At 46.9% G+C, this 15,814-nt stretch carries 10 protein-coding genes; 1 reads left to right on the top strand and 9 read right to left on the bottom strand.

Going from position 1 to position 15,814, the window contains the following annotated elements; translation table 11 throughout:
- Positions 1–19: 19 nt before the first annotated feature.
- The 7 genes from ABTV53_RS12125 to ABTV53_RS12095 form a co-directional block, all read right to left on the bottom strand.
- Positions 20–931: a hypothetical protein gene (locus ABTV53_RS12125; RefSeq protein ID WP_433753177.1), complete on the bottom strand. Its 912-nt coding sequence runs from the start codon at positions 929–931 to the stop codon at positions 20–22.
- A gap of 44 nt (positions 932–975) precedes the next feature.
- Positions 976–1,716 (bottom strand): polysaccharide deacetylase family protein, encoded by a 741-nt coding sequence (locus ABTV53_RS12120; protein ID WP_433753175.1) that lies wholly within the window; start codon positions 1,714–1,716, stop codon positions 976–978.
- Between the two features lie 418 nt (positions 1,717–2,134).
- On the bottom strand, positions 2,135–2,638 hold the full coding sequence (locus ABTV53_RS12115; protein ID WP_076217026.1) for a ferritin: 504 nt from the start codon (positions 2,636–2,638) through the stop codon (positions 2,135–2,137).
- Positions 2,639–2,794: 156 nt separating this feature from the next.
- The gene (locus ABTV53_RS12110) at positions 2,795–2,914 is read right to left on the bottom strand and encodes a hypothetical protein (protein WP_017688846.1); all 120 of its coding nucleotides are present in this window, start codon (positions 2,912–2,914) and stop codon (positions 2,795–2,797) included.
- Between the two features lie 93 nt (positions 2,915–3,007).
- Positions 3,008–3,265, bottom strand: coding sequence for a YolD-like family protein (locus ABTV53_RS12105; RefSeq protein WP_036608707.1), 258 nt, complete (start codon positions 3,263–3,265; stop codon positions 3,008–3,010).
- Between the two features lie 154 nt (positions 3,266–3,419).
- Entirely contained in the window at positions 3,420–5,111 is a 1,692-nt protein-coding gene (locus ABTV53_RS12100; RefSeq protein ID WP_433753174.1) for a hypothetical protein, read from the bottom strand.
- Positions 5,108–11,818 carry a DUF7507 domain-containing protein gene (locus ABTV53_RS12095; RefSeq protein WP_433753172.1) on the bottom strand — a complete coding sequence of 2,237 codons (6,711 nt, stop codon included), beginning with the start codon at positions 11,816–11,818 and terminating at the stop codon, positions 5,108–5,110. Before ABTV53_RS12095 ends, ABTV53_RS12100 begins: the two co-directional genes overlap by 4 nt.
- 234 nt (positions 11,819–12,052) lie before the next feature.
- Here ABTV53_RS12095 and ABTV53_RS12090 point away from each other — a divergent pair, with 234 nt between their 5' ends.
- Positions 12,053–13,192: a GGDEF domain-containing protein gene (locus ABTV53_RS12090; protein ID WP_433753170.1), complete on the top strand. Its 1,140-nt coding sequence runs from the start codon at positions 12,053–12,055 to the stop codon at positions 13,190–13,192.
- 103 nt (positions 13,193–13,295) lie between these two features.
- Here ABTV53_RS12090 and ABTV53_RS12085 read toward each other — a convergent pair whose 3' ends face one another.
- Together ABTV53_RS12085 and ABTV53_RS12080 are read right to left on the bottom strand one after the other, a co-directional pair.
- Positions 13,296–13,817 (bottom strand): hypothetical protein, encoded by a 522-nt coding sequence (locus ABTV53_RS12085; protein WP_433753169.1) that lies wholly within the window; start codon positions 13,815–13,817, stop codon positions 13,296–13,298.
- Positions 13,818–13,888: 71 nt separating this feature from the next.
- Positions 13,889–15,529: a sensor domain-containing diguanylate cyclase gene (locus ABTV53_RS12080; RefSeq protein ID WP_433753168.1), complete on the bottom strand. Its 1,641-nt coding sequence runs from the start codon at positions 15,527–15,529 to the stop codon at positions 13,889–13,891.
- Positions 15,530–15,814 lie beyond the last annotated feature (285 nt).

The raw sequence follows: 15,814 nt of genomic DNA, 5'->3' as shown, positions 1-15,814 counted from the left end.
CAGAATATCCGTAGAATACTTAAGATTTCACAGAAACCGCCATGCCTAGAGCTTCTAATGGCACTTGATCGGTCTGAAGCTGATGAATTTGGTTACCGTCCTGCCATGAGATCGTTACATGAACAGACTTTCCACCACTTGGATATTCAACCTTGATATATCCTTTATCTTTGGGTACAGGCAACGTATGTGACTCAAGGTATTCCACCATTTTCTTCGCTATACTCTGATTATTCATGTCATCTTCGGAAACCGAACGAATTTCCAGCGTCCATCTACCTTCTTGCCAAGTCAGATATTGACTGCCTGCGGCACATTCACTCATGCCTTTGATGCCATGTCCCAGATCCACAGCCATATCTGCTGGAATATCCTTCAGGTCCGTCTCAGGGAAAATTGCTGGCTGATTCGGGTCCTTATAGGTTTTCACTTCATAGGAAGCCAGTACAGGTATCTTACTGTCGGATGCAGTTAAAGATTGATCATTAACGGCAACAGACGGAGTGGTAGCGTAGAAGTTTACTTTAAATGCATCAGCAGTATTGGACAGTATTGCCGCACCCAAAGATGTACCCTTGTTCAATGTGAATGATGTGGGTAACGCTGCATCCTTCATCTTCAACTGGTTCCGAACTTGCTTGATCATAACATTCACACCTGATTGACCAGTGGCAACTTGGTTGTCATTTGCCTTCGATCCTGATGTATCTTCATTATCTGTTGTGCCCGTATGCTCTTTGGTTCCTGTTTCATTTTCATTAGAGAAATCAGCACCACCACTGCCGGTCTCGGTCTGCTCACCCACTGTTGTCGTTGGTGAAGAACTATTCTCAGATGATGCTGCATTTGAATCCGGTCCGCCACATCCTGCCAGAGCAAGTAAAACGGCTGTCGTGACTGGAATCGTGATCCATAATGGTTGTTTCTTCATGATGTGTACCTCCTTCGTTGTAGCCAATCTAAAAATTCAAAAGATTAACGCTTGTCGTTCCAGAAGTTAACCGGCTGCAATTTTTTGCTTATTACTTCAAAACGATACCCTTCTGCCTTCAATGTTTTCAATACTTGAGGCAATACTTTCAGCGTTGCTTCCTGGTCATGCATAAGCACAACTGGCGTTGTTCCGCTCTTTTGCACATTGTGGATCTGCTTCATTACACTGTTATAGACTTTCTGGTGATCTTTCTGGTATTTCCAGTCTTCCGAATCCACATTCCAATCCCACAGATGGAATCCACCCTGACCTAGCAACACATTACGGAATGCCGGTTTGAGATAAGGTTTACTACCATATGGCGTCCGCACGAGACTTGTTTTAACTCCGGCAACCTTGTATAAACTTACATTGGCCTGTTGCATCTCTTTCAATCCGCTATATGCAGATTTATAGAATTTACCTGGAACGTGAGTCACACCATGCAGACCCAATCCATGTCCGTCAGCTACGATTCGTTTGGTAGCCTTCTGAAATTTCTCCATCTGAGGACCCAGCATGAAAAACGTTGCCTTCGCATGATACTGATCCAGAATATCCAGTAACTGACCCGTTTGAGCGGTTGGCCCATCATCAAACGTCAGGTATATGATTTTGGAATTTGCTTTGCTTGCACCATCCTTGGATGCAGCTGATTTGGCAGATACCGACTGCGGCAATAATAGTGGAATGATTAGTAAAATAGCAAGTGTGACCATGATAGATTTGCGAATATGTAACATAATTAAAAATCTCCCTTGTGTGTTATATTTCCCCGGGTGTCCATGTTGATCTACCTTCATCCCTTGGCGATTAATGCTAATACTATCAAAGATAGTGACTCCTGTTCTCGCTCCAAAGGCTACGGTAGAGTTACACTTTTGTCAGATAAACCTAAAATTTAATACGAATTTGATAGATTTGAGCAAAAAAAGATCCCGTCACGATAGATCAATTGTGACATATCCTCTATTACCCACATCCAGGATTTTGATAGACTTTCACTCCAATTCAAGCAAATCAATACAATCATTAGATTATCTATGCATGCAAAAAAACCTGCACAAGTGCAGGCTTCTTTGTCTTCAATCAGCATATGGCATCATGCTGTATGTAAATGGTGTTATTTCGCTGGAATCTTATCGACTCCCAACGCACAAGTTATTCAGCAGGAGCAGTGAACGAACGTTTGCCAAACTCGGCATCCAGCATGTAGAAGGCATTGCTGTCTTTTTCAATGCGGCGCAGCTTCTGAATAATGTTGTCAAACAATGCTTCCTCTTCAACCTGCTCATCAATGAACCATTTCAGGAAATACATCGTTGCATGTTCACGTTCATTCAGAGCGATGTCAGCCAGATTGTAGAATTTTTTCGTGTTTTGCTGTTCATGAGCATAACCATGCTCAAATACATCCAGCATCGAAGCATATTCATTCTTCGGTTCTGGCAAAGCCGCAAGTGTGGCACGTTGTCCACGATCATTCAGGAATTTGTATATTTTCATGCCATGGAATCGCTCTTCTTCCGCTTGCACGATGAAAAAGTTCGCAAATCCATCCAGACTTTTGCTGGAACAATAGGCTGCCATAGCCAGATATACATGAGCGGAATAAAACTCAAAGTTCATCTGTTCATTTAAAGATTCTGTTAATGTTTGGCTCATAATCAAAACACCTCTTTCTTTCTCTAGGGATGGTTATATTCTAACATAACGTAAGAAGGACTTACACGGATTTTCTACAAAATTCGCCAAGGACTGAACGAACAAAAAAGCTCTGCCGCGATGGCAGAGCTTCTTTCATTCTTTAGAGATATGCAATTATACCAAGAACGCTTTGGAGATGATAACCAACAGGATGAACAGAACCAGAATGGCACCTACAGAAGTGAAACCTCCGTATCCGTAGCCTCTTGTTTCTCCACCTAATACTTCGCTCATTGACCGTACCTCCTCTGCAACAGGTATGGGTTATCTTATGCAGGAAGAACAACTTTGACAGGGCGGATGCCCTATTATTTAAAATTGCATTTCTTAATAACGGGGAGATTGTACACGCATGATATCCAGAAAAGGCACCTTCGCCGTGAACTCTTCTTCGGTATACTCTACATGCACGAGTCGTGTACGGGAGTCCATTTTGACGATGACTCCTTGCACCTGATCTTCTTTGCCCCATACCGTCAACAGTACTTCCGAACGTTCCCGAAAGGCTTCAACTAACTGGTTTCCCAACTCTTCAAGTTCAAACTCATCCCTTGTAGGTCTTTTTGCTACTTTTGCTTTTGCCAATGTGGCTGCCTCCTCTACTCCGACGTCCCGATTCCACGGGTTGATTGCCGAGTTCATATTCAATTAGTATACCATTCATTTACGTTCGTGTAATCTCATGGCATCCAGAATGAGCAAATTCCCCAGGCAAGTTACCGTTAACCGTCATCCCCCCCTATTCTTCTCCATACTCCACAATGATGCTGTACTCATTCGATCGGGATTCACCAGCCCGTTTTTGTCCATTCCATTCATAAGTGTACCTAGCAATCAAGGCTCCTTGCAGCGTACCTGTCATCTCAGAAGTTAACTTCGCTACATAGGAGATGTTCTTATCCATTCCAGGCTCAATCACGCCCACATGCAGAACCCGTGGTGTGGAATACTCTGGTAAGCTCAATTGGATCTCACCCGCAGCTTGCCCAAGCCATCTGGCACCCTCAAGTAAAATGCTTCCAAGTTGTACACGTGCGGGCAAATTGCCCGTATTCACCACACGTACCTGAAAAGTGACGGTCCCTCCCTGCTCGACCAATGTGGGTGTCACTTGAACATAAACCTGAATTATCGGCGCTTTTAATTCGACCACAGCTTCATTGGATGTAATCATCCGCTGCACTGACCGTGAATCCGGCAATCGAAATGTATACATCAGGCTAGCATGATTCACATACCTGTAGTCATCAGGCATCGATTCATCTCGATCTGCAAGTTTTGCTTCGAACTGAATATTCAGAACCGAACGGGCTGTCAACGTCCCCAGATTAAGCCCTTTAACCAGATTGGTTCCGGGACGTTTAACCCCGTTCCAGCCCAGACTGCCTTCGACGAATGTCACACCTGTTGGCAGTACATCCAGGAGAGTTCCATCCACCGCATAACTGCTTGCATTGGAGACTGTAATATTATATTGGACGGCATCACCTAAGGTGGCCGTTACCGGGAGCACACTTTTCACCACAGAGACCTGGGGCTGTATAACTTCCAGAGTAACCTGATTGGAGTAGACCATCTCCTGCTGTCCTGCCGAGATATACGCCAGTACAGCTACACTTGATATTCCGTTTGCATCGCTTCCCCCCATAACCTGAACCCGATATTGTATCCTAATTGAGTTTCCGGGCAAAATCTCTCCAAGTTGTATGCCCGTATCAGGCGTTACTTGTGGCGCAAACATTTCATCTACGATGACACTCGCAGGTATAAAAACAATACCTTGTGGCAAAGAAATCGTTACTTGGGCATTCGTGGCTGCAATAAAACCCGGATTGCTCACGATGACGGTGTACATGACAATATCCCCTGAGAAGGTATAGATGTGATCCGCCTGCAAGGAGATCTCCAGCCGGGATGAGACCAGATTGACTTCCACGATATTGGATTGTTCCATACCCGTAACCGTTCTGCCTTCCGGTGTCAAAAACTCATAGTTAACCTGTGCCTGATTCAGCAGCTTCAGTGCCTCAGGTAAACGCAAGATTACAACTTGGAAGTGGTATCGCAACGTGGCTCCGGGCGCGATTTCAGCTGGAGGCAATCCTCTCTCCGGTGATGCTCCCGGTAATGGAATACCATCACGCAACACACTGTTGGGAAGCAGTGCCGTCTCGGCAGATAGCTGATCCAATAGGTACACTAGGGCCTTAAGATTTCCGGTGTTAACAATTTCAACACGGTAGATAAGAGACTGCCCCAAGGCAGCCTCTGTGACATTGCACACTTTTCTGACTTCAAGCCTAGGGCCGATCCACGGTGTTAAAACCGTATTCGAATAGGATACCTGTTCCAGTTCAGTCGCACCCGAGCTGAATCGAACCAGGGACTGATTCTTTAGCCAGTGGGACAACGGACCGGAAGATTGGCTCATATCACCACAACCTCTACTCTGAATGTAACCGTAACTGAAGCACCCGCAGCAATCGAACCAAGCGTGATGCCTGTATTCGGATTGCCTGTTGGTCTTGGCACACCATCCACCGTAACACTTCCTGGTACAAATACTGTACCAACAGGTACGGGGTCAACCATGACCACATTATTCACCACTTCAATGCCGCTATTGGTTACAACAACCGTATAGGTGATTACATCGCCAACAACAGCATCAATGGCACTTGTGCTTTTGGCAACAACAACATTTGGTGCAGATACCGGAATAACCAGAACATTGGAAGATACGGTTCCCGTCAATAGACGACCATCGGGCGGACTAAATGTATAGTTGGCCACCGCCTGATTAACCAGTTGCTGATCCTGCGGCAACGAATCTACAGTTACTTCGAGAGTAACCGTTACAGTAACCGTACCTCCGGACGGTATCGTACCCACAACGATACCCGTCTCGGGATTGGCACCTGGCTGTGGAACACCATCAATCAGAACACTGTTGGGAAGCAGTAACGCTCCGTCCGGTATACTGTCGATTAATGTCAAATTAGCAGCAAGATTCCCACTGTTGATAATTGCAAAAGAATACGTGATGGTGTCACCAATCGTTGCATTGGAGGTGCTCCCTGTTTTGGTTACGGCAATAATCGGCTGATAGATTGGTGTTACAACCGTATTGGAATACGCTGCTCCCGAGAAGACACCTGATGTGAAACTTACGGAAGACTGACTGCTTACTTCCGGTGGTGTTGGCAGTGTATTAACCCGCACTGCATACGATACCGCTATCGATGCTCCAGGAGCTAAACTACCAAGGGCTATGCCCAGCGCCGGGTTTGCCGAGGCCCGTGGAACACCATCTACCAGGACGCTGCCAGCAACAAATGTTACGGCCGGACTGATGGGATCGGTCAACACAATATTGTTTACAGGGTCAATTCCTTCATTGGTCACAACCATTTCATACACAATCGTGTCACCTACCACAGCATCGACTACCGAAGCCGTCTTGACTACACTCACGTTCGGAGCAGATACTTGAATGTTGAGTGCATTGGATGTAATCGTACCTCCAAGTGTTCTTCCATCAGGTAATGTATACGAAAATGTCGCAGAAGCCTGATTGGTAATGGACTGGCTCAAAGGTAACGTCACAATCACAACGGAGAAGGTAACTAGCGTTGTTGTGGAAACGACACCAAGTGGAATACCCGAAGCCGGATCTGCACCTGGCGCAGAAGCCCCGTTAATAATCACGCTATTTGGAACAAACTCTGTTCCTGCCGGAATGGTATCTGTTAACGTGACAAATGCCCCATAGTTCCCGGTATTGGAAATAGCGATGCTGTACACAACGGTACCCCCCACTGTGGCTACTGTCTGATCTCCCGTTTTGACTGCAGACAGAATAGGTTGATAAACCGGAGTTGTAACCGTATTGGAGAATGTGGTCGCTGAAAAAGCACCTGATGTAAAGCTGACCGTGGACTGATTGTTTAACACTGCACTTGCCGGGAGTGCCGTAACCTGCACACTAAATACAACAGTTACCGTAACGCCAGGTGCGATGGAACCCAGCGTTATTCCCGTAGAGGGATTGGCACCAGGGCGCAGAACACCATCGACAAACACGCCAGTTGGCGCAAGAACGGTACTTGTCGGCACTGCATCCGTGAAAACCACATTGTTCACCGTTGCAATTCCGTTATTGGTTACAGCGATACTATACGTTACGACATCACCAACAGATACCGCCGTTGAAGTTGTGGATTTGACGACATCAACATCCGGTGCCGATACGGTAATGGTCAGCACATTGGATAGAACAGACTCCGTGATGTTCCGCCCATCAGGCAATGTATATGATAGAGCTACCGAAGCCTGATTCACCAGTTGTTGCGGACTTGGTAGCGTATCAACAACCACTGAAAAGGTAATGGTGGTCGTAGCTCCGGGAGCCACATTGCCTGCGGGGATGCCTGTTGCCGGACTTGCTGCTGGCAGCGGTTGACCGTTCACAATAACGCTATTTGGAACAAGGATGGTTCCGGCTGGAAGGTTATCTGTCAGGTTAATCTGGGCTCCATAGTTTCCCTGATTGCTCACGGTTATCGTGTAGCTGACCGTATCCCCAACGGTAGCATTTTGTGTACTGGCTGTTTTTTGTGCTGAAAGAATAGGCTGGTACACCGGAGTGACCACGGTATTTGAAAAAGTTGTGCTTGAGAATGTACCTGAGGTAAAACTGACCGTAGAGCGATTGCTCAACTGATCACTTGGCGGGATCACGTCAACACGGATACTGAATGTGACCGTCGCGGACGTTCCGGGCCCCAATGTACCAAGGGGTACCCCACCTGCCGGATTGGCTCCAGGTTGCGCAACCCCATTCACTGTGACACTCCCTGTGACAAAGGACGCTCCGGCTGGAATCGGGTCCGAAAACTGAATATTGTTCACTGGTGCAATTCCGCTGTTGGTCACCAGAATGGAATAGGTCACATTATCGCCTACAGTAGCCGCGGTGGAAGCTGTGCTTTTGACAACAGCGACGTTTGGTGACGAGACTGGAAACGTAAGCGTATTCGAAGTGGCTGAGCCAGTCAACGTCCGCCCATCTGGAGGTGTAAATGTAAAGGATGATGTAGCAAAATTGCTAAGCTGCTGCGGAGATGGAAGTGAATCCACAACAACGGCGAACGTGACAACAGCCGTCGCCCCTGCTGCTACAATGCCTACCGGAATGCCTGCTGCTGGCGTCGCTCCAGGCTGTGGCACACCGGATACAACCACACTGTTGGGTATTAAAGTAGTCGCAGCAGGAATGGTATCTGTCACGGTAACATTTGCCTCCAGATTGCCTGTGTTACTGACCGTTACCGTGTATACAACTGTATCACCTACGGTCGCATTGACGGTATTTGCCGTTTTGACAAGTGAAATCTGCGGCTGTATGACCGGAGTCTGAGTGGTATTGGACGATGATGACCCTGAAAATGAACCGGATGTGAAGCTGACCGTCGACTGATTGTTAATCTGCGAAGGAATCGGCATGGTAATCGTCACCTCAAAAGTTACGGTAACCTCGGCTCCTGGAGCCAACGTACCGATTGGAATGCCGGCGGTCGGATTGGAGAGCGGGAACGAAGTCCCGTTCACAATGACACTTCCGGGTACAAATGGGGTATTTGAAGGAAGAGGATTGACATATACCACATTATTAACGGCTACTGTGCCGTTATTACGAATAACAGATGTGTATCGAATGACATCCCCGACTACGCCGTACTCTACATTGTCACTGTTGACAATCGTAACATTGGGCAGAGACACTGGAATAGTGATGGTGTTCGATGATGAGAGACTGGCAATCGTTCTCCCACTTGGAAGCGTGTAGGCAAACGAAGCAACTGCCTGATTAATTAACTGCCTTGCATCTGGCAAACTGGTAACCGTCGCAACAAAGGTGACCGTTGCTCCTGAGCCCGCAGCAATCTCTCCTAGACTGATTCCCATCTCCGGGCTGACCCCGGGTGTAGGTACGCCATTAATAATGACACTATTTGTGCTGAATACTGCTCCTGCTGGAATGGGGTCTGTCAAGGTAACCGTTGCATCTATATTACCTGTATTGTTTATCTGGATGGTGTAATTAAACGTATCGCCTACCGTCAAACTTGCTGTACTTGCTGACTTCACCAATTGGATCACTGGCAGAAATATGGGGGTATTTACTGATATAGAAGAAGAAACACCATTAAAACTGCCTGATGTAAATGCTGCATTGGCCCGGTTACTAACCAAACCCGTGGATGGAACAGAATTCACTCTGGTCTGATAGGTCACAGTTACACTGCTTGAGCTGTTTAATGTACCCACTGCAATTCCCGCAAGGGGGCTTGCGCTCGTAACAGCAGATCCATTAATCGCGACACTACCCGGGACAAATTCAGAACCGGATGGTGCATCCGAAATCACCAGATTCTGTACTGCACTAATACCCGCGTTTGTTGCAACAACGGTATACGTTAGCACCTCTCCTACTGTCGCATCCGGAGTGTTTACTGTTTTACTAATAGAAATATTTGGAGCCGATGCAGATATACGAACGATATTGGATAAGCTGCTGCCTGAGAGATCCCGTCCACTTGGAAGCTGGTACGTATAACTTGCAGTCCCTTGATTCTCCAGTGTTGGGGGAGTCGGAAGTGTGGTGAGTGTAGCGCGAAACACCACCGTAGCCGTAACTCCCGGGAGGAAGCTGCCCAGTGTTATTCCGGTTAATGGGCTGGTTCCAGGACGTGCAGTACCATTCACGGTTACCGAATCCGGGACAAACGTCAGCCCCGCTGGAATCGTATCCGTCACATTCACTTGAGTAGCTATGTTTCCACTGTTCGTGACCGCAAGTGTGTATGCAATCTGATCCCCCAGTGTCGCATTGGTTTGGCTAGCCGACTTGTTAATACCGACAACGGCTTGGTATACAGGGGTTGTAATGGAATTGGAGTTGGAAATACCCGTGAACGAACCAGAGCTATAGGACACTACCGCTCGATTCACTAACGAACCTGCAGCAGGCAGAGACTGCACATTCACCTGAAACGTCACCGTTGCAGAACTTCCGGCCGCCAATGTCCCAATAGAGATGCCACTGCTCGGATTCGCAGACGGTACCACAGTTCCCCTTACGGTTGCACTGCCGGGAACAAAAGTTGTTCCAGCAGGGAGCGCGTCTGTAAGTACCACATTGTTAATCACCTGAATACCGCTGTTGGTAGTAACTAAGGTGTACGTGAAGGTCTCGCCGACAGCAACATCGGTAACGGATGCTGATTTTACCGTGGTCACATTGGGCAATGTCACCGGGATTGTTAAGGTATTCGAGGCAATGTTTCCCGTGATCGTCCGACCATCAGGTGAATTGAAGGAATAAGAAGCCGTAGCCTGATCCACAAGGGTCGGCGGTGTCGGCAAGCTTGTTACTAGTACCTGAAAGGTCACGGTATTTGCACTTCCTGCCGCGAGGCTCCCCAGATTAACGCCGGTAACCGGATTGGCGCCAGCAATCACATTTCCATTCAGACGAAAGCTACCTGCTACATATGAGCTACCACTTGGAATGTTATCCCTCAATGTAACGTTGGCAGCAACATTCCCTCCGTTGTTCACTTGGAGTGTATAGGTTACCAGGTCACCCACCGTGGCATTGGTGGTACTCGCCGATTTCACAATGGACAGGTTTGGCGAATAAACAGTAAGGGTGGAGTTATTGGACGGAATAACTCCGGTAATGATCGGCCCCCCTGCTACACTTTGAAATGTAAAGGCTGCATTAGCCGAATTCACCAGTTGCAGGATGCTTGCATCCTGACCGATGAGTGCTCGATAGGTTACAACGACACTGCTGGATAAACTTAATGAACCCAGCGGAATGCCCGCCGTCACATCAAGTGTTGGACGTGGCACACCTGCAACCGTGACACTGCCTGGAATAAAGGTAAGACCTGCAGGGAGTGAATCGGATAACACAACGCTGGCTGCACTCGCAGTGCCTGCATTGGTAACGGTAACCGAGTATAGAATACTATCTCCGGCAACTGCACCAGTAGCGACCGTTGCCTTAGCCAATGTGATCCTGGGTGCATTAATATCAACTTGTATTGCATTCGCGTTCACAATGTATGCATCACCTGAAGTTGTTAATGTCAACACTGCAGATGACTGGTTATTGATCAGTCTTGCTGAAACATCCACATTGGTAATATCCCAGCCTTGACGACCACCGATAATATTGGTGCCTGGAGCCCCGTTGATCTGATTTCGAGTTCCGAAAGTGCCCGTTGTGTTAAGCGCTCCCGTATCTCCATTGATTTGGGAAGCAAAAAAGTTCGCAGCGAGATTATTGGGCCCGGACAAGGCAACCGATGTTGCTGAGGTCGGACCGAACAATGCCTGATCCCCGGTTCGGTTCGCATCACCCTCCTGCGCACTGAACAGCGCTCTCCCACCCAATACACCCGAAAGCGGAGTGGCGAATCCTGTCAGTGTGGTAATGACAGGTGGTGAAGTGGATTGAACGAGTACGCCCCCTGCACGCAAAGACATGTTGCGAAAAGGCAGATTGGGATTCTGATAAATGACCCCAAGTGTCCACCCCGCATGATTGGCCGTGGAATCATTTGTAATAACAATAGTCCCTACCACTGCTCCGGTGATATATGTACCTGCTCCCCCATTTTGTACAAGTGTTGTCACATTGGCGGAACGTACATAGCCAGCAGCACCGCCCCCAAGTTCGAATTGATTGTAGGTAAGTGGATCTGGGGTAACACTGGAAGTCCCTGCGGGTGTAATAAACGTAACCGGATTGTTGATGGCAGCACTCAGATTGACTGTACCATTGATGTAACTGCCTCCCCAGATCAATTCTGCATACAGAACGGTACTTCCAGCAGGCAGTACAAGTATGGCAGCGGAACTGTTACTCTGGTACAGACTCGTTGTTCCCAGCGGATACGTCCCGAAACGCACGTCCGGGTTGGTCGTCGAGAACGCCCCAATGCTGTCTTGCGTACCAGGTACTCCTGCCGTATCAGAACGGCTTAAGCCCAGTGTATTACCCGTAAACGTAATCGCTCCTGTAGCGTTGACGGTTGAACGAACGACAAGAGGAATGGAGTTCACCTCCCCTTCAGCAAGAATTACAATCCTATGAAACGGAGCCTTTTAACAGTCTATGACGCTCTCTCCGAAATTTGTATGTCCCTTCTCGGAAAGTTTCTGTCTTCTATGTGATATAATATAAGCTTAGTTCTCATGCTTAAAATATAATCATTTGCGTTTTGTTTATTGTGATTTATAATCATCGTATACGAGAGTAACTCTGTCGTACCATTATGATGCAGTCAGCGGTGATATATGAAAGGTATCCATACGCACAATAGCCACATTCCAAAAGAATACGAGTTCAAGCATTCCAAATGGATTCAAAAAATGCTCCATGTCTACTGGGTTGTTATCATTGCACATTTCGCCATTCAGGTTGGCTGTTTCCTGTTTCTGGTCTATGATCGCACACCACAAGATTTCTTGATAAATGTCCTGTTCTGGCCTACAGCCATCAGCAGTTCTTGCATTTTGTTAGCAAGTTGGGTTGATCGGCGCTTCAGTTCCTATTCCTTTTACACCATGTCTATAGCCAGCACGGTTATCGCCTGGACGATTATTCATGTCAATTATGACATTCGGATTATATTAGCAATCTGTCTGTTGCCCATATTTGCTTCGGTGCTATTCTTTAGTAAAAAAAGAGTCTGGATTGTCTTTCTGATGCAGATGACTGGTTACTTTCTGGTTTTGTTCGATCCGGCCTACCAGCTGTACCTGTCTAACTTTGACATGGTATCCATTCCTGCTTTTCTAATCTTAGGCACATATGTAGCACAGGTTATCGTAACCAGCGGCGTTGAGGTGCTTGATGATCTTCAAGCCAGCATGCTAGCCAAGCAGGACCTTATTGTGCGAAATGCCATTATGACCAAACAGTCCAAAACAGACGGTTTAACCAACCTTTACAATCAAAGCTCATTCAAGGATTATTACGAAAAGGCATTTGAGTATGCCAATAGTGGCATGAGTCTGCATCTGGCCCTGATTGATATTGATGACTTCAAATCCATTAATGATACATATGGTCATCGGGTCGGAGACATTATTCTGGAGAAAGTGTCCCTGATCATACAGGAAACCATTACCTCAAGTGATATTGCAGCACGGTACGGGGGCGAAGAGTTCGCCTTATTGATGTTTGAGCAATCTTTCAAGCAGGCCTATGCCTTGGTGGAACAGATTCGTCAGAAGATTGCCCTGATGGGCCATCTGGAACTTGAAGGAGATTACATCACAGTGAGTATCGGTCTCAAAAGCTACAGCCCTCATCTAACCAAAGACAAATTGTTCGAGGAAGTGGATGCCTGTCTGTATGCCGCCAAACGAACAGGCAAAAATAAAACCGTAACATCACTTGATCTGACTTCGTCCTTGATAGAGAAAACATAAATAAAAAAAGTTGTGCTGTACACCGGAATTCCGGTTTGTACAACACAACTTTTTTTGGGTTTGAATACGATTAGCAGGCCGATCTCTTCATACGTCTATGTTCTCATTCCGCCCATTCCCAGCGATGACGATTTTGCTCCAGCCCAGGATGCAGGTATTCGGACGATCCGTCTATAATGAGACGCAGCTCTTTGATCCAATCCTTGAAGGAATCAAATGAAGCAAACATATTCGCCATCTCGGCTGTCATATACAGAAAATGAGGAGCCGGGTATTCCGCAGTAATATGGCGCAGCGCGCTATCCACAGGCGTATATTTCTTTCTCTTGCCCTCCAGACCTTCCACACGTATGCGTAAGGTAGGATGTTCCCGCCGCCAATCATGCAGGCGGTCTTCTCTTTTGTAATATGCCTGAATCGGATCACGGCTCATCCGCTTATATGTGCTCTCGTGTAATGGATATAGCACGAGTTGTACAAATGAACGAGTATCTACCGTTGCAGCAGCTCGTTCAAGTTGTTCATCGGTCACCTGTTCGAACGAGTCATAAAAAGTCAGTGTGCCTTTGCGGCTGGCCGCAGGTGGCTCATAACCATAAGGTACAGATGTATATTTTCCAGACATTTCACCCCTCCTTGTCTATACGCACATTCGCACAAAGGTGATTGGGATAACCCAGCTAATGTTATTATACGCTAACGATCCTGCTTCAACTCGGAATAAAATGTCATTCTGTTCTTGCCTGCACGTTTGGACTCATACAAAGCTTCGTCCGCCATCCGAATAATCTCACTTGTGTTGTCGCTGTTGGTTGGATATTCAGCACCTCCAATGCTACATCCAATTCGAATTCGCTCGTATTCGATAATAAACGGCTTGTTCAGATTTTGAATGATGGCTTCTGCATAAGCCATGGCTTCTTCCCTCGGATGACTTCCAATAGACTGAAGTACAATCAGGAATTCATCTCCGCCCAATCGGACCGTTATACCCTTCTCCTGACCAAGAGCGGACAGTCGCTGAGCCACTTTCTGTAACAGCACATCTCCGGTCTGATGTCCAAGTGTATCGTTGACACGTTTGAATCCATCCAGATCCAGATAGAGAAAAGTCAGCGTGTGATTTTCACTTTCGGTCTCCAGAGACTCCTCCAGGTACACTTCAAGCGCAGTACGATTCGGCAGACTGGTCAGCTGATCAAAATGTGCCAAATTCTGCATTACGACCAGTTCTGAGTCTTTATTCGTAAGAGAGGTCAGCATATCCCGAAGGGATCGGGACAACACTTCAATCTCCTTAATCCCCTTATTCGCGGGAATCTCAAGCTTTTCCCCTGCACGCAGTCGATTGGCTACTCTGGTAAGGCGCACAAGTGGTGCAGAGATCAGCCGTGAGACAACCCAGCCAATCAGTGCAAACAGCACGGTAACGGCAAGTCCAGCCCACACATTAAACCACATCAGGTCAAACACAGAAGCAAACGCAGTGGACTTGACTTGACGAATAACTACAGTCCATCCTAATCCGGGATAATCCAGATGACCCAGACTGTAAGCAAACCCTGTCACATAGTCTTTCCCATCAGGCCATTCTTCAATGGACCAACTGCTTTTGTTAAGCTGGGCCTCTGCAATGCCAGGTAATACCAGCGGTTTACCGATCCATTCCTTTGGCCCCAGCAGGACTGTATGTTCCTTTTTGCTTACGATAAAGAACTCAATGTCCTTTTCTTCTCTTTTCAATGGGGCAAGCACGGATTCTTCGACTTCCTTCGCCCATTCCCAGCTTAAATGTGCAGCGAGCACACCCTGAATATGACCTTTGCTGTCCTTCAGCGGAAAACTGATATCAACAAATTGCAACGGCTCTCCCGTTGGATTCGGAAGCAGCTTGGCAAGAAGTACTGCATTATGCACATCTCCAATAAACTTACCCTTGATTCCCTCCTGATACACAGGTCGTTCCGATAAATCTTCCCCAAGCAAGATGCCATCCGTCGCAGCTAACACTTTTCCCTTCGGGTCCATGAATCCAACCCATGAAAATGAGGGAAAGCTATCTTGTAACTGATCCAGCAGTATATGAATCTCATCAGGTTGGAATCCATCTTCCATCGCAGCCATGCGGCCCAGAAGGTCCAGTTCACCCGCGCGAGCGTACATAAACCGATCCAGCTTATCCGACGCCTGGGAGGCCGTGCCTGTAAGCGAGTGACCAATCTCAGTCTCTACAGCAACAAATGACTTTTGGCTAAATACATACCCAATCGTCAAGGTAACCAGCAAGGATAACACAGCGAAGATGACTGTAAGCACAGTTCTAATTTTGAATGACATTACTTCCTCCATTACACGGTGAAACCATCTTGCTTTTCAACATAACTATGCTGTAAAGAGTACACGGAATGTCACCTAATCGTTTTCATATTTATCGGAACGTGTGTGTTTTTTTATTATACATGCCCATACAATATTTACTGAAATCTTCACCGTGTTTCTTCCATTCAAAGAATAGACACGATTCTGTATATACATACTTGGGTTATGAATATAGAGAGCAAGCATATCCTTTGAGGATTATGCGCCTGTATGTCACAGAGAGAGTAGTCGAAATACTAAACA

It is taken from the genome of Paenibacillus amylolyticus (assembly GCF_050990605.1).
Classification (GTDB): domain Bacteria; phylum Bacillota; class Bacilli; order Paenibacillales; family Paenibacillaceae; genus Paenibacillus; species Paenibacillus amylolyticus_H.
This window is presented reverse-complemented; position numbering and strand designations above follow the sequence as displayed.

Bases quoted from the DNA above. Each gene is read 5' to 3' on its own strand.
- ABTV53_RS12125 (WP_433753177.1), bottom strand. From the start codon at position 931: ATGAAGAAACAACCATTATGGATCACGATTCCAGTCACGACAGCCGTT.
- ABTV53_RS12120 (WP_433753175.1), bottom strand. From the start codon at position 1,716: ATGTTACATATTCGCAAATCTATCATGGTCACACTTGCTATTTTACTA.
- ABTV53_RS12115 (WP_076217026.1), bottom strand. From the start codon at position 2,638: ATGAGCCAAACATTAACAGAATCTTTAAATGAACAGATGAACTTTGAG.
- ABTV53_RS12110 (WP_017688846.1), bottom strand. From the start codon at position 2,914: ATGAGCGAAGTATTAGGTGGAGAAACAAGAGGCTACGGATACGGAGGT.
- ABTV53_RS12100 (WP_433753174.1), bottom strand. From the start codon at position 5,111: ATGAGCCAATCTTCCGGTCCGTTGTCCCACTGGCTAAAGAATCAGTCC.
- ABTV53_RS12090 (WP_433753170.1), top strand. From the start codon at position 12,053: ATGAAAGGTATCCATACGCACAATAGCCACATTCCAAAAGAATACGAG.
- ABTV53_RS12085 (WP_433753169.1), bottom strand. From the start codon at position 13,817: ATGTCTGGAAAATATACATCTGTACCTTATGGTTATGAGCCACCTGCG.
- ABTV53_RS12080 (WP_433753168.1), bottom strand. From the start codon at position 15,529: ATGTCATTCAAAATTAGAACTGTGCTTACAGTCATCTTCGCTGTGTTA.